Raw genomic sequence first — 25,526 nt, 5'->3', positions numbered from 1 at the left:
GGAACGTCTAGGGGGTGGACGTCTAGCGCTGGGTCTCGTGTTCACCGGGGACCCCGCCGCACGCGGCCCACACCATCGCCGCGGTGCGCGCCGCCCAGTCGTCGGCCAGGGGCTCTCCGCGCGCGGCGTGGGCCAGCCAGGAACCGGTCAGCAGGTCCTCGGCGGTCGCCTGGTCGGCCTGCGCACGCAACGCCCCCGAGTCCACCCCGGCGCGCAGGCACTCGCGGAGCCGGTGGCGGCGCGGTTCGACCAGCCGGCGCCGGATCTCCTCGCACACCCGGACGTCGGTGCCCTCGACCAGGGCGACCGCGACGAGGGCGGTCGCGTCGGTGTCGACGACGAAGCGCCGGAACCGCGCCAGCTCTCCGACGAGATCGGCGAACGGGTCGCCCGAGGACGCGGGGGGAGGGCCGTGGGTGATCGTCCCGAGCGCCGCGACGGCCAGTTCGGTGCGGTCCGCCCACCGCCGGTAGACCGCAGCGCGCGTCGTCCCGGCCTCCTCGGCCACGGCAGCGACCGAGAGCCCGCGCAGTCCGACGGTGCGCAGGTGACGCAGGGCCACCTCGAGGACGTGCCGGTCGATCTCGGCGTTGCGCGGCCGCCCGCCCACGTGTCCCCCGACGTGTGCGGGACCGTCGCCCGACGCTGCGGCCCTGATCCGGGGCGCCGCGGGCGGGCGTGCGCGATCGCGCTCGGCGGAAGACACGACGTGTAGGTGACCCTCGGGTACCGATACACAAACGTGTCGTATCGATGCCCCGCGCCATGACGCACCGTTGCTCACGCTCGCCTCACGCCGACACGCCGTCTGCTGGGCCGTCCGAGTGACGAACGTGGCCCGGGTGCGTGCTCCATCCGGTGTCAGTGACACGTAGCGTGTTGCTCCTCGCGATGTGGCACAGCTAACGTTTCGGCTCGATTCGATACAAAGCTGCGGTGTATCGCCCCGCGGGGAGCTGGACGGGCGACGAGCACCGCGGGAGGGACCGGACATGATCACGAACCGCGACCTGGACGTCATCGGGCTCCGCGACCTCGCCGCGGCAGCGCCCCCCACCGCCGACCCGCGCGTCGTCGTCCCGCCGGTGGCCGCCACCGAGTACGAGCTGGTCAGCGAGCCGCTCGCCTACGCCGAGGGATGGTCGCTGGTGTGCCGTCGCGGTGGCCGCGTGGCCTGGTCGATCCCCCTGGCGCCGCGCGGCGCGGCGCCCCGGGTGCGTCCCGCGGTCGCGCAGGCCGTCGCGGTGCGCGTGCTCTCCGAGCAGGGTGTGTTCGTCAGCGGCTGGAACCACATGGACGACGGCGACGACACCGACGGCTACCGCCGCTTCGCGGCACGCCTGCCGCACGGGGCGTCGGTGCTCGCCTGAGCAGGTCCGCGACACACCGTTCCCGTCAAGGGCTCGCCTCACGGGCCCGAACAGGTAATCATGGTCCTGTCGTGGGAGGCGGGAGGGTCGAGCATGAATGCTGAACTGCTGGCTCACCGCGTCGTCGAGCTGATCGAGGGTGCGTCCTTCCCCCACCTCGACCCGACGTCCGTCATCGGCGTCATCGCCCTGCTCCTGGCGGGCGCCGGCCTGGTCACCGTCCGGGACTACGCCCTCGGCGGCGACCTCCGCCTGCCGCTGCTGGCCGCGGAGCCGTTCCCGCGCGTCGAGGCGTCGATCGGCGTGGTGCCGGCGCTGGGTGGGCTGACGGAACCCGTGGAGCGGCAGTTGCACCACGCAGCACAGCACCCTGCGGTCGACCTCGTCGTCCTGGTCACCACCGCCGCCGAGTCCGGGCTCCTGCCCCGGCGGATCGACGGCGTGCCGGTCCTGACCGCCGTGGCCGGCGCGCGGGCCGACCAGACCACCTGAGGCGTCCCCCGGTCCGCTTCGACCGGAGGACCGTGATCCTGCGTCGCCAGGAATCGGCCGATCACGAGGCCGAGGCCGCAGCTCACCACCGTCCAGGACGCCGCACCGAGATAGATCCACGCAGCGACACCCACAGAAATCCCCCCGGTACTCGCGTCCGACGTCGATGGGGAACGAACCCGCGACGACCGAGGCCGAGGTCCGGGGCCACATCGTCAGGCGCAGATAACAATCGCGACTTGAGACTAAGAGCCGCACTTCCGCGTGACAAGCCACCAACGGGGTCGGCGATGTGACGTTGAGTCGTCACTCTCGTGCACTTCTCACCGAGCGTCACCGTCTCGCCGAGATCTCTTGCGGAAGATCCACGTTCGGGCGCCGCAGAGAGACCGGTCGGTGACAGAAGGTGGACAGCATCGGGAGGCGAGACCGTAGGGTGCGGCCTCGTGGAGCGGAGCCTGGGCGAGATCGTCCGAGAGGCGATGCAGCGGCGCGGCGTGAACATCAAGCAGCTCGCGCGACTCACCGCCGAGCTCGGCGACCCGGTGTCGGAGGGCACCGTCCACAACGTCCTGAAGAGTCGGGTCTCGCACTCGCGCTACGACACGATCAGGCCGCTCTGTTCGGCCCTGGATCTGGACTACAACGCGGTGCTCGCCGAGCTCCGACGCCCGGTCCACCAGGTCCGCACCCTGCCCGAGGACTTCCACCACCTGACCGACGACCAGTGGCGTTCGCTGGTGGAGCTGGCCAAGCAGTTCCGCATCGCCAACGAAGGTCGTCAGCGCTCCGTCGGCAACGCCGACGGACCCAGCCCCGAGAGCACCCTGGAGAACTGATCCGGCGGGCGGCTCAGCCGAGCAGGGTCCGCCGGAGTGCCAGGAGATGCTCCGCCAGCGACGCGAGATCCTCGGCGCTCATCCCCATCTCGCCCGGCTGTTCGGGGTTGTCGACCTGGAGGACGACGACGGGGGTCTCCTCGCTGCTGTCCTGGTAGGAGACGTGCCGCAACCATCCGGTCACCGCGACATCGGGCATGTAGGTAGGGCGCCACTCGAAGAGCCTCGACACGTGCTCGACACCGCCGACGGCGCCGGGCCGGTCGAACTGGCACCACGCGGGATGGCTCGTGTCGTCCAGTTCGTCGCCGAGGACCTGGGCGAACGTCGGTCCGGCATCGTCCGGCCCGGGACGGTCACCCATCAGCGCTCCTCTCGACGACGATCCCGCGCCCACACCGGCCTCTGTCCGTGACCGGGATGTGACTATGCGTGCCCCCGCACAGGAGGTTCGCAGCGAAGGCCCTCCGCGTTACGCCTCGGACCGAATTGGAACTTGGTGCCGGCAGAATCCGTGCGTCCTTGCACGGCCCGTCAAGTACAGTGATGCCGAAGAGAGAGCCACAGTAGACGGAGCAGTGGCGCTTCGCGAGTCCTCGCCGGGTTCGGCGCCCGCGACCGCTCGTCGTGGTGCGAGGTGAGCGAGAGCAGTGTCCGAGGATGACGCGAGCGGGTACGGCGGCCCCGCGATGCCTCTGCACGAGCTCATCCGCGCTCGCATGCGGGATCGCGGATGGTCCTACAGCGACCTCGAGCGCATCTCCGACAAGGCGCTCACACGCGGCCGCTGGCAACAGCTCGGCTCCGGGGTCCCGCAACGGAGGTTCCCGGACCCGGAGTCGCTGACGGTCATGGCGCGGGTCCTGGACGTCGACATCACGACGGTCGTCCTCGCGGCGGCGCAGACGGTCGGCCTCGACGTCGTCCGTCGGGACAACGCGTTCTCCGAGCTGCTGCCGGAACGGACGGAGCGACTCTCGGAGGGCATGCGCGACGCCATCCTGACCCTGATCCGTGCTGCCGTCGCCGAGGCGTCGGCGGACGAGGGCCTCGCCGGCGCCCGGTCGGACTCCCTCGGCGGGCTGCGGTTGGGGTGGCCGAAGAGCACTGCCCCGTCCGAGACCTCGGGGGCATCGCCGGAGGCGTCCGAGTCGTCGTAGTCGTCGGGGTGAGGCCGGGCCTCAGCTCCGCACCAGTCGCAGCGACGGCGAGGGCGTCGCGAAGTCGGCGGCCTGCACACCGAAGCTCAGGACCTTGAGCAGGTCGAGCATCGCCCAGCAGTGGTCCTCCGCGGAGCTTCCCGTGTCGAGCTCGAGGGTCCAGGCTGCGGCTGTGGTGTCCAGCAGGGCGACGTTGCCGACCAGGGGTGCGTAGGACACCGTGAGCACGGCACGCAACCCCCTGACCAGCACTCTCTCGGCATCGAGACTGTGAGTGCTCTGGTCGCGCACGAGGCCCCCTCGGTCGGGCGACGATCGCGCCTGGAGACCCGGGGACCAGGGCTCTCGCTGCACTGAAGCGCAGAACACGATTGTGTTAATGAGCCTACCGCATCGTGGCATCCGCCACGCGCCGTGAGGTCGGTCGAGCGCCTAACGGGGCGAGTCCCCGCGCTGGGCGATCAGGGCGGCACGCAGGCTCAGGAGACGGCCGGCGAAGGTCGCGAGGTCCTCCGCCGTCAGGGCGACCTCGCCGGGCTGCGACGAGTTGTCGATACGGACGGTCGCCGTGGGGATCTCGGTGCCCCCGTCGAGATAGACGACCTGGCGGAGCAGGTCGACGATCGCGACCTCGTGCTCGTACGCCGGGCGCCACTGATGAGCCCGAGAGGCGTGCTCCACACCGTCGAACTCGGCGGCGGCGTCCTCGTCGCACCACCGTGGGTGGACCACCCCGGGCGAGGCTTCTCGTCCGGCCACGTCCGAGGAGGGAGTCGTACCCCTGCAAACACCCATGCCGATCCCCTCGCCGCGTGCGCATGACGACAGGCACCGGGGACTCGGGTACGACGTCTGGCTCAACCCTCACCTCCGCAGGACGCTGCGGCAATACGCCAACGAGGGAGTCTCACGGCTCAACTGCGCACTACGTCACTACTCTCCGCACGATCTGACTTCGTCGAGTGAGCCGGCGGGCGTCCGGTCGACGACCCCGGCGGGCGCCGGGTGACCTTTCGCCGGGTGGCCTTTCGCCGGCGCCGCGCCGCCGGCGCGGACAGGATGAGTCGGCGGGCGGTCTCCGCGGGAATGAACGCCAGATAGAGCGTGAGCATGAGCATCGTGAAGAACCCCACCATGATCGAGAACGCGATCGACAGGTGGAGGGAGACCCCGAGCGCGAGCACCCAGGGACGCAGGGTGCGGTTCCACACGAGAATCGCGAGCGCGAGCTCGAGCAGCAGGGTGCCGAAAGTCAGTATTTCGGACAGGACGACCGAGTCGGTGAGGAAACCCGGTGTCGCGAAACGATGGATGTCGTCGATACGCAACGCGTACGACACCGCTGTCCCGTCACGCCACCGATCCCCCTGCAGTTTCCCCCACAGGGTCGCGAAGTAGATGACGCTGAGCTGGATCTGCATCAACCTCAGCGCCCAGGGCGCCCGCAGCGGGAACTCCCAGAACCGTTCCCGCGCGTGGCGCCAACGGTCGACCGAGAGGGCGGCGCCGGCCGGGGAGAACACGAGGTAGAACGCCAGGGTGCGCAGCAGGACGTCCCCGGCGTTGAGGATGTAGGGATCCCGACGCTCGAACGACAACACCCCGACGAACAGCAGGATCGTGGCCAGCCGCGTCCGGAACCCGATCATGACGCCGATCGCGCCGAGCAGGGTCACGACCCACAGAGAGATGACCACCGGGGCACTGGTGGAGACACCCAGGAGTGTCCAGGCCCCGGGACCGAGCTCCGGCTGCACCGGGAGCACGCCGCGGGGTCCGTAGAACGTCAGCAGGGTCGGGAGCTGCGACAACGTCCACAGGGTCGCCACGAAACCGAACACGATCCGGACGAGGGCGATGGTCGAGGTCGGCTCCGGCCGGAACCAGAACGTGTTCCAGCCCGTGCGGACCCGGTCCCATGTCGCGGTCATCGTGCCGTCACCGGCGCCGTGTAGAAGTCGCGATCGACGAAGGGCAGGGCGTCCGGCTGCACCCCGGGCGGCAGGTTCGTCGACGACCGACGGAGGAGAGTGACCCGCACGGGCTCGTTGCCCTCGCTGCGATCCTCGCCGACGACCCACTCGGCGTACGGCCTCCAGAGCGCACGACCCCCGCCGGGCTCGGTGAGGCTCTCTCCGTATTTCTGCCACCGGTATCCCCAGTACTCCGACGGTCCGACACCGGTGGGGATCGGACGGAACGCGACGGAACCGTCGATCCGCTCGACGCGAGCAAGGATGTAGGCGGTCTCCTGACGCGGGTTCGGCGAGAAGATCGACCAGGTCTGGTCCAACCCGGTCAGGTTCAGATACGGCCGCGCCGCCGCCATGAGGCCACCCTTGAGCACCGAGTCCGGCATGTTCTGGACCAGGACCGCCCCGACCGTGACCACCACGAAAAGGGTGATGACGATTCGCCGACGACGGGAGAGAGCGCGGTGCGGGGGCGCCTGTGCATTGTCGGAACGGTCGGTGTCCGTCGATTCCTCGTTCACATTCACATCCGTGTCCACTTCGACAGCACCGATGGGTGGGCATCCGAACTCGCCCGCCCCGACCGAGTGAGAACCACTCACTGCGAAAGGCTCCGACCTCGTGTCCACGAGGTCGGAGCCATTCGCCTACGGCGTCCTACAGCCCCAGGACCTCCATCACGATCAGAGCCGGCGTGACCAGCCCTGCCGTCGGAGCCCTGAGCGACTCGGTCGCCGGAGCCTCCTCAGTGGCCGGAGCCTCCTCAGTGGCCGAAGCCTCCTCAGTGGCCGGAGCCTCCTCAGTGGCCGGAGCCTCCTCAGTGGCCGGAGCCTCCTCAGTGGCCGGAGCCTCCTCGGTCGCCGGAGCCTCCGCGGTCGCCGGAGCCTCCTCGGTCGCCGGAGCCTCCGCGGTCGCCGGAGCCTCCTCGGTCGCCGGAGCCTCCTCGGTCGCCGGAGCCTCCTCGGTCGCCGGAGCCTCCTCGGTCGCCGGAGCCTCCTCGGTCGCCGGAGCCTCCTCGGTCGCCGGAGCCTCCTCAGTGGCCGGAGCCTCCTCAGTGGCCGGAGCCTCCTCAGTGGCCGGAGCCTCCTCAGTGGCCGGAGCCTCCTCAGTGGCCGGAGCAATCGGGGCATCGGCGTCAGGCACGATCGGCTCGTCGACCAAGGGACCGTCTGTTGACGGTGCGGTCCGGGCATTCGCTCCAGGAGCCAGATCCGGGGTCGGGGTCTGATCACCCTCGTCGATGGTGTTCGCGCCCGTGCCGGCCACGATCACATCGAAGCCGGCGCTGCCGGTGATGATGTTGTCGCCGTTGCCCGCGGTGATGGTGTCGTCGCCCTCGCTGCCGGTGAGGGTGTTGTTGCCATCGCCGGCAGTGATGACGTCGGCGCTGGCACCGCCGGTGATCGTGTTGTTGCCACCCCCGCCGTCAAGGTTGTCGGCGTAGATCGTTCCGGTGATGGTGTCGTTGCCGTCGCCACCGATGACCGTCACGCCTGCGGTGGCGTTCGTGCAGTCGATGGTGTCGTTACCGGACGTTCCGGTGATGACGTTGCCGTCCTGCGTGACTCCCTCGCTGAGGTCACAGCCCGTGGCGGTGCCGCCGGTCGTGCCGGTCGTGGCTGTCGTGCCGGTCGTGGCTGTCGTGGCTGTCGTGCCGGTCGTGGCTGTCGTCCCGGTCGTGCCGCCGGCCGTGGTGGCCGTCGTGCCGGTCGAGGCTGTCGTGCCGCCGGCGGTCGTGCCACCGGCAGTGGTGGCCGTCGTGCCGGTCGAGGCGGTCGTCCCGGTCGTGCCACCGGCGGTCGTTCCGCCAGCGGTCGTGCCGCCAGCGGTCGTGCCGCCAGCGGTCGTCCCGCCAGCCGTCGTGCCGGCAGTCGTGCCACCAGCAGTCGTGCCGCCAGCCGTCGTGCCGGCAGTCGTGCCACCAGCCGTCGTGCCACCAGCAGTCGTGCCGCCAGCAGTGGTCCCACCGGCAGTGGTCCCGCCAGCCGTCGTACCACCGGCAGTCGTGCCGCCAGCGGTCGTCCCACCAGCAGTCGTGCCACCGGCAGTCGTGCCACCAGCCGTGGTCCCACCGGCAGTGGTCCCGCCAGCAGTCGTGCCGCCAGCCGTCGTGCCACCCGCGGTCGTGCCACCCGCGGTCGTGCCACCCGCGGTCGTGCCACCCGCGGTCGTGCCACCCGCGGTCGTGCCACCGGCAGTCGTGCCGCCAGCGGTCGTGCCGCCAGCCGTCGTGCCACCGGCAGTTGTGCCACCAGCCGTGGTCCCACCGGCAGTGGTCCCGCCAGCAGTCGTGCCACCGGCCGTCGTGCCACCGGCCGTCGTGCCACCGTCCGTCGTGCCGCCAGCCGTCGTGCCGCCAGCCGTCGTGCCACCGGCCGTCGTGCCACCGGCCGTCGTGCCACCGGCCGTCGTGCCACCGGCCGTCGTGCCACCGGCCGTCGTGCCACCGGCCGTCGTGCCGCCAGCCGTCGTGCCGCCAGCCGTCGTGCCGCCAGCCGTCGTGCCGCCAGCCGTCGTGCCGCCAGCCGTCGTGCCGCCAGCCGTCGTCCCACCAGCCGTCGTCCCACCAGCCGTCGTCCCACCAGCCGTCGTCCCACCAGCGGTCGTGCCACCAGCAGTGGTCCCGCCAGCAGTGGTCCCGGTCGTGCTGCCGCCCGGTGTCACGTAGTCCCGGTCACCGTGGCTCCCGGTGGGCCGGGTCATCGTCTCGTTCGTCGGCGTCACCAGGGCGAACTCGTCGATGCGGTGATCCGACGCGCTGATCGAGTCGACGTCGTCGGAGGAGAGGCCCTCCCAGGTGTCGCCCGTGAGGCCGGCCGGCCCGTTCTGCACCGACCCCTCGAGCGGGTTCCCGCACGCACAGCGGACCTGGGGCACGCCGAACTCGTCGACCATGACCGCGGTCCCGGCCTGGAGAACGGCCTGGAACGGGGTGGCGCTGCCGTTGGAGAACCCGTTGTTCGTCACCGCCGTGTCCGCGCGGAGCGTGACCGGCGTCAGTGCGTCGAGGTAGCCTCCGATGTCGGCGGGCGCAATCCGCTGGGCGGCGGCGAACGCGTTGCCGCGGTCCGGGTTGGCCTGCAGGAACGAGGCCATCGAGGCGCTGTCGCAGGCGTTGTCGCGAGTGCCGCCGTAGAGGCCGGGGGTGGCGCCCGAGACGGCGCCGACGGAGGCGGCCGGCAGGACGGGGTCGAGCCCGCCCGCCGCGGGAGGTGCGAAGGGGTCCAGCCCGGGCGTGGCCGCGGACTGGGCCACCAGGGCGGGTGGAGCCGCCACGGCGGAGGGCGCGGGGTCGGCGGCCACGGCGGTGCCGACGGCGCCGCCGCATATCAGTCCGGCCACCGCGAAGGTGGTCAGTATCGGTCGGTACTTCACATCGGCTTCTCTCGTCGCTGACCGGTGTCAGCACGCAGACGTGCGGGGTGTCTTCTCTCGCTTGACAAACAACACAGTGTGGCTTGTAGCTCTTAGTGTCAAGCGCAAGCATCGATTTGCCCAATGTGGCTAACAGAGCGCACCGAGGAGGGACCGCTCGTCGCGGCCTGTAGGAATTGCCGCCGGCGGCGAGGACCCGAGCCCGGTGCAGCGAAAGGGACGGGCGACCCCCGGAGCGAGCCACCCGTTCGGCTCAGCAGGCTCGACGAGATCGTTACCCACCGGGAGTGGGAACTCCGGGTCCGGACTCTTGAGTCCTCCGCCTGCCTCTCTCAAGATGACGCACAGTCATCGTCTTCAGGAGGCCTCGCCGTGCAGAAAGCTGCCATCTTCCTCGGGTTCGTCCCCTGGATCGTCTTCAGCGTGGTCGCCGGACCCAGCACCTGGATGTGGGCGGCCCTCGCGGCGCTGCTCTGCTCGTTGATCCTCTCGGTGCCCAGCTGGCGCAGCACCCGCTCGATCAGCGTCCTCGACGCCGCGGGCCTCCTCTTCTTCGGCGTGCTGGTGGTGCTCGCGCTGACGCTGGACCGCGCGACCCTGCAGCCGATCGAGGACCGCGCCCAGATGCTCTCGAGCATCGTGATCGCGCTCGTCGCCCTCGGGTCGCTGGCGGTGGGCCGTCCGTTCACCGAGTACTACGCACGGCAGCAGACGCCGCGTGAGTACTGGAACAGCCCGACCTTCAAGCAGATCAACCGTGTGATCACCGCGGTGTGGGGTCTGGTGTTCGTCCTCAACGCGCTCTGTGACGCGGCCGTCGCGTACCTCGGTGTGACCTCGGACGTCTTCAACTGGGTGGTGCCGATCGTCGCGATCGTCGCCGCGGTGAAGTTCACGGGCTGGTACCCCGACCACGTCACCGGTCGGCACCAGCCGCAGGGCGCCCACGAGGCATCCGCCCCGCCCGCCCAGCCGGCATGAGGCACGCGCGATGACCGCCATCGTGCCGAGCGCCCCGTCACCGGGCGCACCACCTCCCGTCGATGCCGCGCACGACCCGCACCTCTCAGGCCTCTTCGAGCCGGTGATCGACGAGATCGACGCCGGCGACCTCGAGGTCGTCGGCGAGCTCCCGTCCGAGATGGACGGGATGTACCTGCGCAACGGGCCCAACCCGCGCTTCACGCCCCTCGGGTCCTACGTGTTCCCGCTCGAGGGCGACGGCATGGTGCACGGGCTCTGGGTGTCGGGCGGGAAGGCCCGGTACGCGAACCGCTTCGTGCACACCCCGATGCTCGACGCCGAGATCGCCGCCGGCCGCGCACTGTGGGGCGGGCTGATGACGGGCTACACGCCGGGTGCCGAGGAGGTCGGCCCGGCGCTCGCGGGGGCCATGAAGGACCTGCCCGACATCAACGTCGTGCGCCACGGCGGGAGGCTGCTCGCGCTCGCGGAGTCGGCGCCGCCCTACGCGCTGACCCCGGAACTCGCGACGCGCGGGCGGGAGACCTTCGGCGGTTCGCTGCCCGCGGGCCTCTGCGCCCACCCGAAGGTCGATCCGCGCACCGGCGAGATGGTGGTGTTCTGCTACGGGCTCGAGGCGCCGTACCTCACGTGGTCGGTGCTCGGTCCCGACGGCAGCGCGCGGCGCACGCCGACGGCGGTGCCCGACGTCGACGTCCCGGTGATGATCCACGACATGGCGCTCACCGAGCGCTTCGTCGTGCTCGTGCTCGGCCCGATGTACTTCGACGTGGCGGCGGCGATGCGCGGCGGGTCGCTGCTGTCCTGGCGGCCCGAGGACGGCACGCGGATCGCGCTGATCCCCCGCGACGGCGGACCGATGCGCTGGGCACACACCGAGGCGTTCTGGTCGTGGCACAGCGCCAACGCCTACGACACGGACGACGGCGGCGTCGTCCTGGACTACGTCGAGTGGTCCCGGCCGGGCGGCCTGTCCCCGAACACGGGCCCGGTCGTCGGCGGTCTCTCGCGGGCCGTGATCGACCCGGAACGCGGTGCGATCACGCGGGACTTCCTCATCGACCCGCACGGGATGGAGTTCCCGCGCGTCGACGACCGTCGGCTCGGGCAGCGCCACGACGTCGTGGCGCTCGGCACGAAGACGGGGCGCCACGAGCTCGCGGGCGGCGAGTTCGACGCGGTGCTCTGGGTCGACACCGCGGCCGGCCGCAGCGTCACGTGGGACGCCGGTGATCTGTCGGTCGGCGAGCCGTGCTTCGTCCCACGGCCGGGCGATGACGACGCCACCCACGGCTGGTGGGTCACGTTCGCGACCGACCGCACCGACCGGTCGAGCTGGTTCGTGGTCTTCCCGGGCGCCGACCCGGGCTCCGGGCCGGTGGCCCGCGTCCGCATCCCCGTGCGCGTCCCGCTCGGGCTGCACGGGGCGTGGCTGCCGACGGAGGAGTAGCGCACCACGAACGAGGGACGCCCCGGCTGCGACGTGCGCAGCCGGGGCGTCCCTCGTTCCGTGCGTGGACTACTTGACGTCGTAGCGGTCCAGCATCATGACCTTGTCCCAGGCGGCGACGAAGTCGCGGACGAACTTCTCCTCCGACCCGTTCTCGGCGTAGATCTCCGCGAGGGCGCGCAGCTCGGAGTTCGAGCTGAACACGAGGTCGTTGCGGGTGCCGGTCCAGTGGATCTCACCGTCGGTGCCGCGGGCCTCGTAGAGCCCCTCCTCCTCGGCGACCTTCGCCCAGGTGGTGTTCATGTCGAGCAGGTTGGTGAAGAAGTCGTTCGTGAGCTGCCCGACCCGGTCGGTGAACACCCCGTGCGACGCACCGGCGGTGTTCGCGCCGAGCACCCGCAGACCGCCGACGAGCACGGTCATCTCGGGGGCCGAGAGGTTGAGCAGGTTCGCGCGGTCCACCAGCAGGTACTCGGCGGGGAGCTGGTGGCCCTTGCCGAGGTAGTTGCGGAACCCGTCGGCGTTCGGCTCGAGGTGGGTGAACGAGTCGACGTCCGTCCACTCCAGCGAGGCGTCGGTGCGGCCCGGGGTGAACGGGACCGACACGTCGAACCCGGCGTCGTGCGCCGCCTTCTCCACCGCGGCGCAGCCGCCGAGGACGATGAGGTCGGCGAGCGAGACCTGCGTGCCGGAGGCGTTGAACGACGACTGGACGCCCTCGAGGGCCGACAGCGTGCGGCGCAGCTCCTGCGGGTCGTTGACCTCCCAGTCGATCTGCGGGTCGAGACGCACGCGCGCACCGTTGGCGCCGCCGCGCTTGTCGCCGATCCGGAACGTCGACGCCGACGCCCAGGCCGCCTTGACGAGCTGGGAGACGGTGAGGTCGGTGTCGAGGATCTGCTTCTTCAGCTCCGCGATCTCGGTGGAGCCGACGAGCGGGCCCTCGTGCGCGGGCACCGGGTCCTGCCAGATCAGCGTCTCGTCCGGCACCCACGGGCCGACGTAGCGCTGGATCGGGCCCATGTCGCGGTGGGTCAGCTTGAACCAGGCGCGCGCGAACGCGTCGGCGAACTCGTCGGGGTTCTCGTGGAACCGCTTCGAGATCTCACCGTAGATCGGGTCGACCTTCAGCGAGAGATCGGTGACGAGCATCGTGGGCTGGCGGGTGAGCTCGCCGGTCTCCGGGTCGGGCACGGTGTTCGCGCCGCCGCCGTCCACCGGGCGGTACTGCCACGCGCCGGCCGGCGACTTGTGGAGCTCCCACTCGTAGCCGAACAGGTTGTCGAAGTACCCGTTGCTCCACTGCACCGGCGTGGAGGTCCAGGTGACCTCCAGGCCGGAGGTGATCGTGTCGCGGCCCTTGCCCTTGCCGAAGCTCTGCCGCCAGCCGAGGCCGCCCTCCTCGATGGAGGCGCCCTCGGGCTCGGGGCCGACGTACTGCTCGGGGTCGGCCGCGCCGTGGGTCTTGCCGAAGGTGTGGCCACCGGCGATGAGGGCGACGGTCTCCTCGTCGTTCATCGCCATCCGGCCGAAGGTCTCGCGGATGTCGCGCGCCGCGGCCAGCGGGTCGGGGTTGCCGTCCGGGCCCTCCGGGTTGACGTAGATGAGGCCCATCTGCGAGGCCCCGAGGGGCTTCTCGAGCTCGCGGTCGCCGGTGTAGCGCTGGTCGCCGCCGAGCCAGTAGTTCTCCGGGCCCCAGTAGGTCTCGTTGTCGGGCTCGAAGACGTCGGGGCGCCCGCCGGCGAAGCCGAAGGTCTGCAGGCCCATCGTGTCCAGCGACCGGTTGCCGGCGAGGATCAGCAGGTCGGCCCAGGAGACCTTCTTGCCCCACTTCTGCTTGACCGGCCAGAGCAGACGGCGGGCCTTGTCCAGGTTGCCGTTGTCCGGCCAGCTGTTCAGCGGGGCGAAGCGCTGCATGCCCATGCCGGCGCCGCCGCGGCCGTCGGCCAGGCGGTAGGTGCCGGCCGAGTGCCAGGCCAGACGGATCATGAAGCCGCCGTAGTGGCCGAAGTCGGCGGGCCACCAGTCCTGGCTCGTCGTCAGGACCTCGTCGACGTCGGCGGCGAGCGCGTCGAGGTCGACGGTCGCGAATTCCTTCGCGTAGTCGAAGTCGGGGTCCATCGGGTTGGAGACGGACGTGTGCGAGCGCAGGACGCGGAGGTTGAGCTGGTTCGGCCACCAGTCGACGTTGCCGCCGCCCTCGGTCGGGTGCGCGAGGCGACCGTGGTTGACCGGGCAGCCCCCGGCGTCCTCCGTGTTCATCTCGGTCTCGCGGGTCACGTGTTCTGACACGAGGAAGTCCTCCGGGTCACTGGGTGGTCAGCGGTGGTCGGTGCGGTGCTCGGTGCGGTGCTCGAGGTGGTGGGCCGGGCCGTCGCGGTCGCCCCGGTGGGGGTGCGGTCGGCGCGGACACGGGCCGCAGTGTCGCGCCTATTCTGGAACGAATCAAGAATCGGGGCGCGATGAGCATCATCTGCGTCGTCAGGTCTGGCCGCCGTGCGGCCCCTCGGTCACAGTGGCGGGGTCGGCGCGCGCGCCGGCGTGCCCATGATCGTCGCCCGTGCCCCGGAGGCAGCATGACCAAGCTCGTGTACTCGTTCGGCGAGGGCAACAAGGACCAGAAGGACCTGCTCGGAGGGAAGGGCGCGAACCTCGCCGAGATGACGAACCTCGGTCTGCCGGTGCCGCCCGGGTTCACCATCACCACCGAGGCCTGCCGGGCCTACCTCGTCGACGGTCACGAGCCCGCCGGCCTCGCCGACGAGGTCACCGAGCACCTCGTCGCGCTCGAGAAGACGATGGGCAAGCAGCTCGGCCAGGCCGACGACCCGCTGCTGGTGTCCGTCCGCTCCGGGGCCAAGTTCTCGATGCCCGGGATGATGGAGACCGTCCTCAACGTCGGCCTCAACGACGCGTCGGTCGAGGGCCTCTCCGCGCAGTCCGGCGACGCGCGCTTCGCCTGGGACTCCTACCGCCGCCTCGTGCAGATGTTCGGCGCGACGGTGCTGGACATCGAGGGCGAGCACTTCGCCGAGGCGCTCGAGCAGGCGAAGAAGGCCAAGGGCACCACGAACGACCTCGACCTCGACGCCGACGACCTGCGCGCGCTCGTCGACGCGTTCAAGGGCCTCACCCGCGAGCACGCCGGCCGGGACTTCCCGCAGGACCCGCGCGAACAGCTCGACCTCGCCGTCCGCGCCGTCTTCGACTCCTGGAACTCCCCCCGCGCCAACGTCTACCGCCGCCAGGAGCGCATCCCCGCCGACCTCGGCACCGCGGTCAGCGTGTGCTCGATGGTGTTCGGCAACCTCGGGATGGACTCCGGCACCGGCGTGGCCTTCACCCGCGACCCCGCGTCCGGCGCGCGCGGCGTGTACGGCGACTACCTCCAGAACGCGCAGGGCGAGGACGTCGTCGCGGGCATCCGCAACACCCTGGCGCTCACCGAGCTGGAGCGGATCGACAAGGCGTCGTACGACCAGCTCATGGAGATCATGACGACGCTGGAGAACCACTACCGCGACCTGTGCGACATCGAGTTCACGATCGAGCGCGGGAAGCTCTGGATGCTCCAGACCCGGGTCGGCAAGCGCACCGCCGCGGCGGCGTTCACCGTCGCCTGCCAGCTCGTCGACGAGGGCCTCATCGGCATGGACGAGGCCCTCGACCGCGTCAGCGGCGCGCAGCTGGCGAACCTGATGTTCCCCCGGTTCGACCGCGACGCGACCAAGGAGCTGCTGACCACCGGCATGAACGCCTCGCCGGGCGCCGCGGGCGGGGCCGCCGTGTTCGACTCCGCCACGGCGGTACGGCGGGCGAAGGCCGGCGAGAAGGTCATCCTGGTCCGCCGCGAGACGACCCCCGACGACCTCGACGGCATGATCGCCGCCCAGGGCGTGCTCACCAGCCGGGGCGGGCGGACGTCGCACGCGGCCGTCGTCGCCCGCGGCATGGGCAAGACCGCGGTGTGCGGCGCCGAGGAGCTCGAGGTCGACGTCCGCGCGAAGAAGATCACGCTGCCGGACGGGCGCGAGGTCGTCGAGGGCGACGTGCTCTCGATCGACGGCACGAACGGCGAGGTCTACCTCGGCGAGGTGCCCGTCGTCGCGAGCCCCGTCATGGCCTACTTCGAGGGGTCCACGGGGCTCGCCGAGAACGACGACCTCGTCGCGGCGGTGGACCGGATCATGCGCCACGCCGACTCCCTGCGGCGCCTGCGCGTGCGCGTCAACGCCGACACCGGCGAGGACTGCGCCACCGCCCGGACCTTCGGCGCCGAGGGCGTCGGGCTCTGCCGCACCGAGCACATGTTCCTCGGCGAGCGCCGGGAGCTGGTGGAGACGCTCGTGCTCGCCGAGACCCGCGACCAGCGCGAGGAGGCCCTCGCGGCCCTGCTGCCGCTGCAGATCGAGGACTTCACCGCGATCTACCGGGCGATGGAGGGCCTGCCGGTGACCATCCGGCTGCTCGACCCGCCGCTGCACGAGTTCCTGCCCGATCTCACCGACCTCTCGGTCGAGGTCGCCCTCGACCGCGAGCGCGGCGAGCTCACCACCGAGAAGGAGGAGCTGCTCGCGTCGGTGCGCCGGCTCCACGAGCAGAACCCCATGCTCGGGCTGCGCGGCGTACGGCTCGGCATCGCGGTGCCAGGGCTGTTCGCCATGCAGGTCCGCGCGATCACCCGGGCCGCGGCCGCGCTCGCCGCCGAGGGCGTCGAGGTGCTGCCCGAGATCATGGTGCCGCTGGTCGGGACCGTGCAGGAGCTGCAGGCCGTCGCCGCGGAGATCGCGGAGGTGGTGGCGGAGCCGGAGTCCCACGTGAACGGGGCGCCGGTCCCCCACCAGGTGGGGACGATGATCGAGCTGCCGCGCGCCGCACTCGTGGCGGCACAGATCGCCGAGGTCGCCGAGTTCTTCTCCTTCGGCACCAACGACCTCACCCAGACCACCTGGGGCTTCTCCCGCGACGACGTCGAGAGCTCGTTCTTCTCCGACTACCTCGAGTCGGGCATCTTCGGGGTCTCGCCGTTCGAGTCGCTCGACGTCGAGGGCGTCGGCGAGCTCGTCGAGATCGCGTCGTGGCGCGGTCGTGAGGTGCGTCCCGGCCTCAAGCTCGGCATCTGCGGCGAGCACGGAGGCGACCCGGACTCGGTGCACTTCTTCCACCGGGCGGGGCTGGACTACGTGTCCTGCTCCCCGTTCCGCATCCCGGTGGCCCGTCTCGAGGGCGGGCGGGCCGTGGTGGCGGACGCCACGGGCTGACCGTCGCGGTACCGTCGGTACCTGCTATATAGGGTCGGGGGCATGGACGAGCCCCCGGAGCGCGGGACCGTGCACCGCGACTTCCGGCCGGCGACGAAGGCGCTCGTCGGCGCCCTCGTGGTCGTCTCGAACGTCGTGGGGGCGGCGATCGTGCTCGCGGTGGCCGGGTGGCTCCTCCCGACCCAGAACCTGGTGCCCGACCTCGACGACACCCTCGACCGCAACCTCTGGGCGTTCGGCTTCTACCTCGCGTTCGCGGTCGTCGTCGGCCTCGTCTGGGGCTTCGTGTGGGTGCACGTGCCCCCGCAGCCGGACCCGGACGCCGGCGACGACGCCTGGCGGGCGCACGGCCGGCAGGCGCGCAGCGCGGTCCTCGCGGCGCCCCTGCGCATCACCGTCGTCCAGGCCGTCCCGTGGATCGTCGCCGTGCCGCTCTTCGCGACGATCAACGCGTTCTCCTCGCTGACCGTCGCCCTCACCGTCGCGTGCGTCGTCGCCCTCGGCGGCGTCGCGACGGTCGCCGTCGCCTACCGCCTCAGCGAGCTCGCCCTGCGCGGCGAGGTGGCGCGGGTGCTCGCCGAGGACCCGCCCGACCGACTCGGCCTGGTGCCCGGCGTGGTGGCCCGGTCGCTGAGCGCCTGGACGCTCGGGACCGGTGTCCCGCTGCTCGGCATCGCCCTCGCCGCCGCCGCGTCGCTGGTGTTCCGCGACTACTACACGGTGACGCGGCTCGGGGTCGTCGTGCTGGTGCTGGCCGCGGTCGCGCTGGCGGTCGGGTTCCTGCTCGCGGCGCTGACGTCGACGTCGATCGCCGGGCCGGTCATGGACGTCCGGCGGGCGCTGCGGCGGGTGCAGGACGGCGAGCTCGGGACCCGGGTGCAGATCTCGGACGCCTCGGAGCTGGGGATGCTGCAGGCCGGGTTCAACGAGATGGCGTCGGGGCTGCGCGAGCGCGACCGCATCCGCGAGCTGTTCGGCCGTCAGGTCGGCGAAGGGGTCGCGCGCTCCGCGCTCGCGGGCGAGATCGAGCTCGGCGGCGAGGTGCGCGAGGTCGCGGTGCTGTTCGTCGACCTCGTCGGGTCCACCGAGATGGCGTTCGAGCACCCGCCCCACGAGGTCGTCGCCGTGCTCAACGCCTTCTTCGCCGAGGTGGTCGACGTCGTCGAGAGCCACCGTGGGTGGATCAACAAGTTCGAGGGCGACGCGGCGCTGGCGGTGTTCGGGGCGCCGGACGACCTGGAGGACGCCGCGGGGTGCGCGCTCGCCGCCGCCCGCGCGCTGGCCGAGCGCCTCGACGCGCGCACCGCCACCACCACGGCCCCCGCAACCGCCGGCATCGCCGTCTCCGCAGGCCCGACGCTGGCGGGCAACATCGGTGACGCCCGCCGCTACGAGTACACCGTGATCGGCGACCCGGTGAACGAGGCCGCGCGCCTGTGCGACGTCGCGAAGGGCCTCCGGGGCCTCGTCGCCGCCTCCGACGCGGCGATCGGCCGGGCCGGCGCGGAGGAGGCCGGGCGCTGGACCGAGGTCGACGTCCTGCGGCTGCGCGGCCGCAAGCGGGCGACCCGCGTGCACGCACCGAGCGACCGGGCCGGCGACGACTAACGCAGCGGGTGCCGCGGGACCGAGCGCAGGTTGGACCGGGCGAGGTCGACCATCTTCCCGACGCCGCCGGCGAGCACGGTCCGCATGCCGGCGAGGGCGAAGCCGCGCACCTGCTCCGCGGTGACGTGCGGGGGGATCGACAGGGCGTTCGGGTCGGTGCGCACGTCGACCAGGGACGGGCCGCGGTGGTCGAGGGCCGCGCGCAGGGCACCGCGCAGCTCGTGCGGATCGGTGACCGTGACGGCGTGCAGCCCGGCGGCCGCGGCGATCGCCCCGAGGTCCGCGGGCCCGTGGTCGGTCTGGAACGACGGGAAGCCGGCGACCATCATCTCCAGGCGGATCATGCCGAGCGCGCCATTGTTGAACGCGACGACGGTGAGGTCGAGGTCCTGCTCGACAGTGGTGAGCAGCTCGCCCATCAGCATCGTCAGCCCGCCGTCGCCGGACATGGAGACGACCTGGCGGCCGGGCTGGGAGATCGCCGCGCCGATCGCGTGCGGCAGCGCGTTGGCCATCGTCCCGTGCCGGAAGGAGCCGAGGATCCGCCGGCGGCCGGTGGGCGTGATGTAGCGGGCGGCCCAGACGTTGCACATGCCGGTGTCGACGGTGACGACGGCGTCGTCGGTCAGCTCCTCGTCGAGCACCGAGGCCACGTACTCGGGGTGCACCGGCCGGTGGTCCTCGACGCGCTGCGTGTAGGCGTCGACGACGTGCTCGAGCGCGTCGGCGTGGTGGCGCAGCATCCGGTCGAGGAACGTGCGGTCGGTCTTCTCGTCGAGCAGCGGCAGCAGCGCGCGCACGGTGGCGCGGACGTCGCCCTCGACGCCGAGGTCGAGCACGGTGCGCCGCCCGAGGTGCCGCGCGTCGCGGTCGACCTGCACGGTGTGCGCCTGCGGCAGGAACCCGTCGTAGGGGAAGTCGGTGCCGAGCAGCACGAGCAGGTCGGCCTCGTGGCTGGCCTCGAAGCAGGCGCCGTAGCCCAGGAGCCCGCTCATCCCCACGTCGTAGGGGTTGTCGTACTGGATCCACTCCTTGCCGCCGAGGGAGTGGCCCACCGGCGCCTTGACCTTCTCGGCCAGCGCGAGGACCTCGTCGCGGGCCTCCCGCACCCCGGCGCCGACGAACAGCGTCACCGACGACGCGCGGTTCACCCGCTCCGCCAGGGCCTCGACGCGGTCGGCGGCCGGCGTGACGACCGCGGACGGCGCCACGAGGTCGCCCTGACCGGTGGGGTGCGCCGCCGCCTCGGCGGTGATGTCGCCGGGGATCACGAGCACCGAGACCCCGCGGTCGGCCAGCGCGGTCTGCATCGCGATGCGCTGCAGGCGCGGCAGCTGCTGCGGGCGCGAGACCAGCTCGACCCACGAGGAGCACTCGGCGAACAACGAGGTCGGATGGGTCTCCTGGAAGTAGGTCGTGCCGATCTGGACCGACGGGATGTGCGAGGCGATCGCGAGCACCGGGGCGCCGGAGCGATGGGCGTCGTAGAGGCCCTGGATCATGTGCGTGTTGCCGGGCCCGCAGCTCCCCGCGCACACGGCGAGCGTGCCGGTGAGCTGGGCCTCCGCGGCCGCGGCCAGCGCGCCGGCCTCCTCGTTGTGCACGTGGATCCAGTCGATCCCGCCCTCGGCCGCGCCGCCCGAGCGCCGCACGGCATCGACGATCGGGTTGAGGCTGTCGCCGACGAGCCCGTAGATCCTCCGGACTCCCGACTGGATCAGGACCTCGATGAGCTGGTCGGCGACGGTGTGAGCCATGGCCTGATCTTCCACCCGCTCGACGCGGCGGCGCACGCGTGCTCTCACCCGACCGTGACCGACGGGTGGGACGGCGGGCGTGCTTCGCTGTCGGACGTGACGGACCAGGACGTGGCCGACCGCGACGCCGGGCCGGCCGGACCGCGCCGATCCGGGCCGCTCGGCGTCGTCGCGCTGGTCGTCCTCGCCGCGGCGTCGCTGTTCCTCGTCGTGGCGGCGCTGACCGCGCTCGTCCCCGGGTCGTCGCTGCTCGGCGCGCAGGGCTCGCCGGTGGTGGTGGTCGTGTGGGGGCCGCCGCTGCTGCTCCTCGGCCTCGTCGTCACGGCCGGGGCCTGGCTGCTGCGCCGGACCCGGCGGACGGTCCCGGCCACGGTCATGGCCGCCGTCGCCACCGTCGCGACCCTGGCGCTCGCCGGGGCCGTCGGCGCCGTCGTGGCGGCGACGCTCGGCGGCGGCGGGAGCGTCGACCCGCTGCGCGCCGTCGCCCTGCCCGCCCCGCCCGCCGCCGAGCCCGACGCGCACCCGATCTACCTGACGACCCCCGAGGGCGAGGACCTGCACCTGTCGGTCCTGCGGCCGCGCGCGACCACCCCGGCGCCCGTCTTCGTGTGGGTGCACGGCGGCGGGTGGCGCACCGGCTCCGAGCTCGACCGCACCCCGGATTTCCGGCGACTCGCCGACGAGGGCTGGCTCGTCGTCTCCGTCGAGTACACGCTCACCCGCCCGGGGCGCCCGACGTGGGACGTCGCCGGCCCCCAGGTCGCCTGCGCGCTCTCCCGCGTCGCCGAGCACGCCGCGGAGCAGGGTGGCGACGCCCGCCGGCTCGTGATCGGCGGCGACTCGGCGGGCGGCCAGCTCGCCCTGTCCGTGGGCTACGGCGCCGCGGCCGGCACGCAGACCGCGGCGTGCGCGTCGCCGGTGCCCGTGCCGGTCCCGCGTGCGATCGCCACCCTCTATCCGGCGGTGGACCTCGCCGACACCTATCGCCACGGGCGGGGCGCGCGGGAGTTCGCCGTCGGCTACACCGGCGGTACCCCCGAGCAGGTGCCCGAGCGCTACCGGGCGGTCTCCGCCGCCGACGCCCTCGCGGCGGTCCCGGGGGCCGCCCCACCGACCCTGCTGATCGTGCCGGCGCGCGACCGCCTCGTCCCGCCGTCCGGCGCCGACGGCTTCGTCGACGCCGCGCGGGACGCCGGGGTCCTCGTCGAGCGCGTCGACGTCCCGTTCGCCGACCACGCCTTCGACACGGGCCCGGACGGCTCGCTCGGGCACCAGGCCGCGTTCTCGGTGCTCGGGCGCTGGGCGGGCGACCAGGTCGGGTTGCCGCGGTGAACTGCTTCCCGTGATCGGGTAGGCCCGCGGCGTGGAGCGCTTCGACGGGTGGATCGCCGGCCTCGGCACGTCGGCCGGGCTGCGCGTGGTGATCGGGCACTGGCCGACGTCACCGCTCGGGGCGTTCACCGACGTCATGGTCGAGCGTCCCGACGGCCACCGGATCCTCCTGGCCCCCGACGAGCGGGTCGCGGAGTTCGTCGGCGCCACGTACACGTTCGACGAGACGCGCCTCGGGGCGGTGACGCACGAGGAGTTCGGGGACTGCCACCGGGTCGTCACCGACGACCTGGAGGTGACGCTGCGGGTCGGCGGGCGCCCGGCGCTCGGGTGGCTGCTGCGCGCGGTGCCGTCGCGGTTGGCCGCCGCGCCGCGCTGGATCGCCGCCCTCGACGCGATCGCGCGCCGGGTGCTGCCCGGCGTCCGCACGGTCGGCACCGCCGGGGGCGGGCGCACCGAGTACTACGGCGCCCGCGACCTGCACCGGGTCGTCGACGCCGCGGTGACGTTCGAGGGCCGCGACCAGGGCGCGCTCGGACCGGTGCGCCCGCCCGTGCACTTCGGCTTCGGCTCGACGCCCACGGCGCCGTCGCTGGTGCGGATCACGACGCTGATCCGGCGTGACGATCAGCCGACGTGGTTAACCTCGGATCCATGACCGTCGCCGACACCCGGCCGCTGTTCGCTCTCGACGACTGGTTCGTCCGCGACCTCGGGGGCCTCTACCAGGCGTGGCAGGCGGCGCCCTCGCCGTCGCCGGAGCTCGTCGCGCTCAACGAGGAGCTCGCCGGCGAGCTCGGGCTCGACGCCGAGGCGCTGCGCAGCCCCGAGGGCGTCGCCGTGCTCGCCGGCGCGGCCGTGCCCGCCGGCGCGACGCCGGTGGCGCAGGCCTACGCCGGCCACCAGTTCGGCAACTACTCCCCGCGCCTCGGTGACGGCCGGGCGCTGCTGCTCGGCGAGCTCACCGACACCGCGGGCCGGCGGCGCGACCTGCACCTCAAGGGCTCGGGCCGCACACCGTTCGCGCGCGGCGGGGACGGCAGGGCGCCGCTCGCGCCGATGCTGCGCGAATACGTGATCGGCGAGGCGATGCACGCGCTGGGCGTCCCGACGACGCGGGCACTCGCCGTCGTCACCACCGGCGAGAGCGTGACCCGCGAGACGACGCAGCCCGGTGCGGTGTTGGCGCGGATCGCGTCGAGCCACCTGCGGGTGGGCTCGTTCCAGTACGCCGCGGCGACCGGCGACGCCGACCTCCTGCGCCGCCTCACCGACCACGCGATCACGCGCCACCACCCGGCGGCGGCGCAGGCCGAGCGCCCGGCGCTCGCGCTGCTCGAGGCCGTCGTCGAGGCCCAGGCGTCGCTGATCGCGCAGTGGATGGACGTCGGGTTCGTGCACGGCGTCATGAACACCGACAACATGACGATCTCCGGCGAGACCATCGACTACGGGCCCTGCGCCTTCATGGACGCCTACGACCCGGCCACGGTGTACAGCTCCATCGACCACGGCGGGCGGTACGCCTACGGCCGTCAGCCCGCGGTCGCGCAGTGGAACCTCGCGCGGTTCGCCGAGAGCCTGCTGTCACTGATCGATGACGACGCCGACACCGCGGTGCAGCTCGCCACCGACGCCGTGTCGGCGTTCGGCGAGCGCTACACGCAGCACCGGTCGGCCGGTCTGCACGCCAAGCTCGGGCTCACCGAGGAGCACCCGGAGCTGGTCGAGGACCTGGTCACGCTGATGGCCGACCAGCACCCCGACCACACGCGGTTCTTCCGGGCGCTCTCGTCGGCCGCCCGCGGGGACGACGCCCCGGTGCGTGACCTCGTGATCGACCGGGAGGCCGTCGACGCGTGGCTGGAGCGCTGGCACGCCGCGCTGGCCGGCGACACCCGGCCCGCCGCGGAGATCGCCGACGCCATGGACCGCCTCAACCCGGTCTACATCCCCCGCAACCACCAGGTCGAGGCCGCGCTCGCCGCGGCCGTCGACGGCGACCTCGGGCCGTTCCACCGCCTGGTCGCGGTGCTCGCCGACCCGTTCACCGAGCAGCCGGGCCAGGAGGCCTACGCGGCCCCCGACCCGGCCGGCTCCGCGGCGTACGTGACCTACTGCGGGACCTGAGCCGAGGTGGCCGCGCCCGCCGCGGCGCCCTCGGGGGCCCGGGTGAGGGTGGCGAGGTGGAGGGCGAGCGCCTCCGCCGTGAGCGGGCGCGCGGTCCAGCCGACGTAGCCGTCGGGCCGGACGAGCACCGCGTCGCCGCCCCGCACCCCGTAGGTGGCCGCGAGGTCCCCGGCGCCGTCGAGCAGGTACGGCTCGCCGGTGGCGTCCAGCGCGGGCCCGAGGTCCGGGGCGCCGACCACGTGGACGCGCACCGGCAGGGCACTCGCGGCCGCGACCGCCCGCGCGGCGGCGACCTCGGCGAGCTGGTCGAGGTCGTCGACGTAGGCGAGCAGCGCGAACTCCGTCGCCGCGAGCACGGCGTGCAGGCGCAGCGGGTCGGTGACCGTGGGCCGGCGCAGGCCGCGGGCGTCGGGCGCCCGCTCGCCGGGGAGCACCCCGAGGGCGGCCCCCGCGGCCCCGACGATCGGGCTGACCGGGTAGCTCACCAGCAGCTGCGCCTCGCGCCGCATCATCGTCGCCGGGTCGTCGGCGTCGAAGCCCTGCCGCGCCTGGCGCACGGTGCGCCCGACGACCTCCTCGCCCACCGGGTGGCGCTCGAGGTGGTAGCTCTCCAGCAGCGTGGGCTCCGCGATGCCGTCGACGACGAGCGCGAGCTTCCACGCGAGGTTGAGGGCGTCCTGGATGCCGGTGTTCATGCCCTGCCCGCCGGTGGGCGGGTGGATGTGCGCGGCGTCGCCCGCGATGAACACGCGCCCGACCCCGTAGCGGTCGGCGAGCCGGTGGCTGATGCGGAACACCGACGACCAGCGCAGGTCGGAGACGGTCGTCGGCTCCGGGGCGAGGCGGTCGACGACGGCCTGGAGGTGGTGCAGCTCGGGGGCGTGGCCGGACTCCAGGCCGTGGACGACGTCGTCGGCGGGAGCGGAGCCGGCATGGGCCGCCGCCGGGCGGGTGCTGAGCTCGGGCGGGGCGAGCATCGAGATGCGGTAGCGCCCGTGCTCGGGGAGCGGGATGGCGACGAGGATGTCGTCCGGGCCGTCGGGGACGGTGCGCGTCAGCCGGACGCCGAAGCCCGGCGGCAGCGACCAGTCGAGCACGACGTCGCCGAGCATGTACTCCTCGGCGAACGCGTCGCCCTCGAAGGCGAGCCCGAGCCCCTTGCGCACCACGCTGTGGGCGCCGTCGGCCCCCACGAGGTAGGACACCCGCACGGTCTCCTCGCCCGCGGACGTGCGGATCTGCGCGGTCACCCCGTCGGCGTCCTGGGAGAAGCCGACCAGGGAGGCCCCGCGCTCGACGGTGCCGCCGTGGCGGTGCAGCTCCTCGGCGAGCAGGCGCTCGGTCGTGTACTGGGGCAGGGACGTGAAGCCGTACGGCACGTCCGGGGGCAGGTGGAGCTCCAGGCGCGCGACCTCGACGCCGTCGACGTGCACGATCTGCCCGCGCATCGTCTGGACCTCGTCGAGCGCCGCGGTCAGCATGCCGGTGCGCTCCCAGTGCTCCAGCGTCCGCGGCTGGAGCCCGACGGCCTTGGCGTAGTGCCTCGGCTGCTCGAGCGTGTCGATCACCCGGACCGCCACCCCGCGCCGCGCCAGCTCCACCGCCGCGGTCAGGCCGACGGGGCCGGCCCCCGCCACCAGGACGTCCTGCGCCTCGTCCGCCATGCCCACTCCGTTTCGTCACCTTCTGTCACCGACATCGGCCGCTCAGACCGGCTCCTGCGTCGACGACTGCTCTGTTCGTGGAACAGTGAGATCCACCTGTCACCTGGAGTACAACCGAGACCCGTCCGGGC

21 protein-coding genes and 1 pseudogene are annotated in these 25,526 nt (G+C 72.6%); 11 read left to right on the top strand and 11 right to left on the bottom strand.

Features of this window, described 5'->3' with window-relative positions; translation table 11 throughout:
- Nucleotides 1-22: 22 nt before the first annotated feature.
- Nucleotides 23-610 (bottom strand): TetR/AcrR family transcriptional regulator, encoded by a 588-nt coding sequence (locus tag PH191_RS01375; protein WP_274192840.1) that lies wholly within the window; start codon nt 608-610, stop codon nt 23-25.
- A gap of 382 nt (nt 611-992) precedes the next feature.
- On the opposite strand from PH191_RS01375, the gene PH191_RS01370 reads away from it, so the two are divergent.
- From PH191_RS01370 to PH191_RS01360, 3 genes are all read left to right on the top strand, one after another.
- Nucleotides 993-1,370, top strand: a complete 378-nt coding sequence (locus PH191_RS01370; RefSeq protein ID WP_274192839.1) for a hypothetical protein — start codon at nt 993-995, stop codon at nt 1,368-1,370.
- Nucleotides 1,371-1,463: 93 nt separating this feature from the next.
- Nucleotides 1,464-1,862 carry a hypothetical protein gene (locus tag PH191_RS01365; RefSeq protein WP_274192838.1) on the top strand — a complete coding sequence of 133 codons (399 nt, stop codon included), beginning with the start codon at nt 1,464-1,466 and terminating at the stop codon, nt 1,860-1,862.
- Nucleotides 1,863-2,308: 446 nt separating this feature from the next.
- Nucleotides 2,309-2,701 carry a helix-turn-helix domain-containing protein gene (locus PH191_RS01360; RefSeq protein ID WP_274192837.1) on the top strand — a complete coding sequence of 131 codons (393 nt, stop codon included), beginning with the start codon at nt 2,309-2,311 and terminating at the stop codon, nt 2,699-2,701.
- Between the two features lie 13 nt (nt 2,702-2,714).
- Here the strand turns inward: PH191_RS01360 and PH191_RS01355 are convergent, their stop codons facing one another.
- Nucleotides 2,715-3,065, bottom strand: coding sequence for a hypothetical protein (locus PH191_RS01355; RefSeq protein ID WP_274192836.1), 351 nt, complete (start codon nt 3,063-3,065; stop codon nt 2,715-2,717).
- 355 nt (nt 3,066-3,420) lie between these two features.
- Here PH191_RS01355 and PH191_RS01350 point away from each other — a divergent pair, with 355 nt between their 5' ends.
- A complete protein-coding gene (locus PH191_RS01350; protein WP_274192835.1) occupies nt 3,421-3,861 on the top strand; it encodes a hypothetical protein in 441 nt (146 codons plus the stop codon).
- A 21-nt stretch (nt 3,862-3,882) separates the two neighbouring features.
- On the opposite strand, the gene PH191_RS01345 is transcribed toward PH191_RS01350, so the two are convergent.
- The 6 genes and pseudogenes from PH191_RS01345 to PH191_RS30025 all read right to left on the bottom strand — a co-directional run.
- A complete protein-coding gene (locus PH191_RS01345; protein WP_274192834.1) occupies nt 3,883-4,080 on the bottom strand; it encodes a hypothetical protein in 198 nt (65 codons plus the stop codon).
- Nucleotides 4,081-4,293: 213 nt separating this feature from the next.
- Nucleotides 4,294-4,620, bottom strand: coding sequence for a hypothetical protein (locus PH191_RS01340; protein ID WP_274192833.1), 327 nt, complete (start codon nt 4,618-4,620; stop codon nt 4,294-4,296).
- A gap of 155 nt (nt 4,621-4,775) precedes the next feature.
- Complete coding sequence (locus PH191_RS01335; protein ID WP_274192832.1) at nt 4,776-5,792, bottom strand: HTTM domain-containing protein; 1,017 nt, start codon at nt 5,790-5,792, stop codon at nt 4,776-4,778.
- Nucleotides 5,789-6,355 (bottom strand): hypothetical protein, encoded by a 567-nt coding sequence (locus PH191_RS01330; RefSeq protein ID WP_274192831.1) that lies wholly within the window; start codon nt 6,353-6,355, stop codon nt 5,789-5,791. Before PH191_RS01330 ends, PH191_RS01335 begins: the two co-directional genes overlap by 4 nt.
- A gap of 966 nt (nt 6,356-7,321) precedes the next feature.
- On the bottom strand, nt 7,322-8,386 hold the full coding sequence (locus PH191_RS30030; protein WP_420791759.1) for a histone H1-like repetitive region-containing protein: 1,065 nt from the start codon (nt 8,384-8,386) through the stop codon (nt 7,322-7,324).
- A 154-nt stretch (nt 8,387-8,540) separates the two neighbouring features.
- Nucleotides 8,541-9,089 (bottom strand): annotated as a pseudogene (locus PH191_RS30025) (DUF6777 domain-containing protein); the annotation flags it as partial.
- A gap of 492 nt (nt 9,090-9,581) precedes the next feature.
- On the opposite strand from PH191_RS30025, the gene PH191_RS01320 reads away from it, so the two are divergent.
- Together PH191_RS01320 and PH191_RS01315 are read left to right on the top strand one after the other, a co-directional pair.
- A complete protein-coding gene (locus PH191_RS01320) occupies nt 9,582-10,190 on the top strand; it encodes a DUF3159 domain-containing protein (RefSeq protein ID WP_274192829.1) in 609 nt (202 codons plus the stop codon).
- Nucleotides 10,191-10,200: 10 nt separating this feature from the next.
- Complete coding sequence (locus PH191_RS01315; protein WP_274192828.1) at nt 10,201-11,643, top strand: carotenoid oxygenase family protein; 1,443 nt, start codon at nt 10,201-10,203, stop codon at nt 11,641-11,643.
- A 69-nt stretch (nt 11,644-11,712) separates the two neighbouring features.
- Here PH191_RS01315 and katG read toward each other — a convergent pair whose 3' ends face one another.
- On the bottom strand, nt 11,713-13,905 hold the full coding sequence (gene katG / locus PH191_RS01310) for a catalase/peroxidase HPI (protein ID WP_274193649.1): 2,193 nt from the start codon (nt 13,903-13,905) through the stop codon (nt 11,713-11,715).
- A gap of 314 nt (nt 13,906-14,219) precedes the next feature.
- On the opposite strand from katG, the gene ppdK reads away from it, so the two are divergent.
- Nucleotides 14,220-16,904, top strand: a complete 2,685-nt coding sequence (ppdK, locus tag PH191_RS01305; RefSeq protein ID WP_274192827.1) for a pyruvate, phosphate dikinase — start codon at nt 14,220-14,222, stop codon at nt 16,902-16,904.
- A gap of 42 nt (nt 16,905-16,946) precedes the next feature.
- Nucleotides 16,947-18,512, top strand: coding sequence for an adenylate/guanylate cyclase domain-containing protein (locus tag PH191_RS01300; RefSeq protein WP_274192826.1), 1,566 nt, complete (start codon nt 16,947-16,949; stop codon nt 18,510-18,512).
- Here PH191_RS01300 and PH191_RS01295 read toward each other — a convergent pair.
- Nucleotides 18,509-20,269: a pyruvate dehydrogenase gene (locus PH191_RS01295; RefSeq protein WP_274192825.1), complete on the bottom strand. Its 1,761-nt coding sequence runs from the start codon at nt 20,267-20,269 to the stop codon at nt 18,509-18,511. The genes PH191_RS01300 and PH191_RS01295 overlap by 4 nt on opposite strands.
- Before the next feature lie 96 nt (nt 20,270-20,365).
- On the opposite strand from PH191_RS01295, the gene PH191_RS01290 reads away from it, so the two are divergent.
- Genes PH191_RS01290 through PH191_RS01280 form a run of 3 tightly spaced genes read left to right on the top strand, consistent with a single transcriptional unit; the run spans nt 20,366 to nt 23,731 of the window.
- A complete protein-coding gene (locus PH191_RS01290) occupies nt 20,366-21,601 on the top strand; it encodes an alpha/beta hydrolase (RefSeq protein WP_274192824.1) in 1,236 nt (411 codons plus the stop codon).
- A gap of 31 nt (nt 21,602-21,632) precedes the next feature.
- Nucleotides 21,633-22,259, top strand: a complete 627-nt coding sequence (locus PH191_RS01285; RefSeq protein WP_274192823.1) for a hypothetical protein — start codon at nt 21,633-21,635, stop codon at nt 22,257-22,259.
- Complete coding sequence (locus tag PH191_RS01280; protein ID WP_274192822.1) at nt 22,256-23,731, top strand: protein adenylyltransferase SelO; 1,476 nt, start codon at nt 22,256-22,258, stop codon at nt 23,729-23,731. Before PH191_RS01285 ends, PH191_RS01280 begins: the two co-directional genes overlap by 4 nt.
- Here PH191_RS01280 and PH191_RS01275 read toward each other — a convergent pair.
- On the bottom strand, nt 23,716-25,395 hold the full coding sequence (locus PH191_RS01275; RefSeq protein ID WP_274192821.1) for an FAD-dependent monooxygenase: 1,680 nt from the start codon (nt 25,393-25,395) through the stop codon (nt 23,716-23,718). The genes PH191_RS01280 and PH191_RS01275 overlap by 16 nt on opposite strands.
- Between the last annotated feature and the right edge of the window lie 131 nt (nt 25,396-25,526).

Source organism: Actinomycetospora callitridis (assembly GCF_028737265.1).
Lineage (GTDB): Bacteria > Actinomycetota > Actinomycetes > Mycobacteriales > Pseudonocardiaceae > Actinomycetospora > Actinomycetospora callitridis.
The sequence above is the reverse complement of the archived record's forward strand: the minus strand, read 5'-3'. Positions and strand labels throughout refer to the sequence as shown.

Coding starts and splice junctions, on each gene's coding strand:
- PH191_RS01300 (WP_274192826.1), top strand. CDS start 16,947: ATGGACGAGCCCCCGGAGCGCGGGACCGTGCACCGCGACTTCCGGCCG.
- katG (WP_274193649.1), bottom strand. CDS start 13,905: ATGAACACGGAGGACGCCGGGGGCTGCCCGGTCAACCACGGTCGCCTC.
- PH191_RS01280 (WP_274192822.1), top strand. CDS start 22,256: ATGACCGTCGCCGACACCCGGCCGCTGTTCGCTCTCGACGACTGGTTC.
- PH191_RS01365 (WP_274192838.1), top strand. CDS start 1,464: ATGAATGCTGAACTGCTGGCTCACCGCGTCGTCGAGCTGATCGAGGGT.
- PH191_RS01350 (WP_274192835.1), top strand. CDS start 3,421: ATGCGGGATCGCGGATGGTCCTACAGCGACCTCGAGCGCATCTCCGAC.
- PH191_RS01370 (WP_274192839.1), top strand. CDS start 993: ATGATCACGAACCGCGACCTGGACGTCATCGGGCTCCGCGACCTCGCC.
- PH191_RS01295 (WP_274192825.1), bottom strand. CDS start 20,269: ATGGCTCACACCGTCGCCGACCAGCTCATCGAGGTCCTGATCCAGTCG.
- ppdK (WP_274192827.1), top strand. CDS start 14,220: ATGACCAAGCTCGTGTACTCGTTCGGCGAGGGCAACAAGGACCAGAAG.
- PH191_RS01275 (WP_274192821.1), bottom strand. CDS start 25,395: ATGGCGGACGAGGCGCAGGACGTCCTGGTGGCGGGGGCCGGCCCCGTC.
- PH191_RS01335 (WP_274192832.1), bottom strand. CDS start 5,792: ATGACCGCGACATGGGACCGGGTCCGCACGGGCTGGAACACGTTCTGG.
- PH191_RS01315 (WP_274192828.1), top strand. CDS start 10,201: ATGACCGCCATCGTGCCGAGCGCCCCGTCACCGGGCGCACCACCTCCC.
- PH191_RS01355 (WP_274192836.1), bottom strand. CDS start 3,065: ATGGGTGACCGTCCCGGGCCGGACGATGCCGGACCGACGTTCGCCCAG.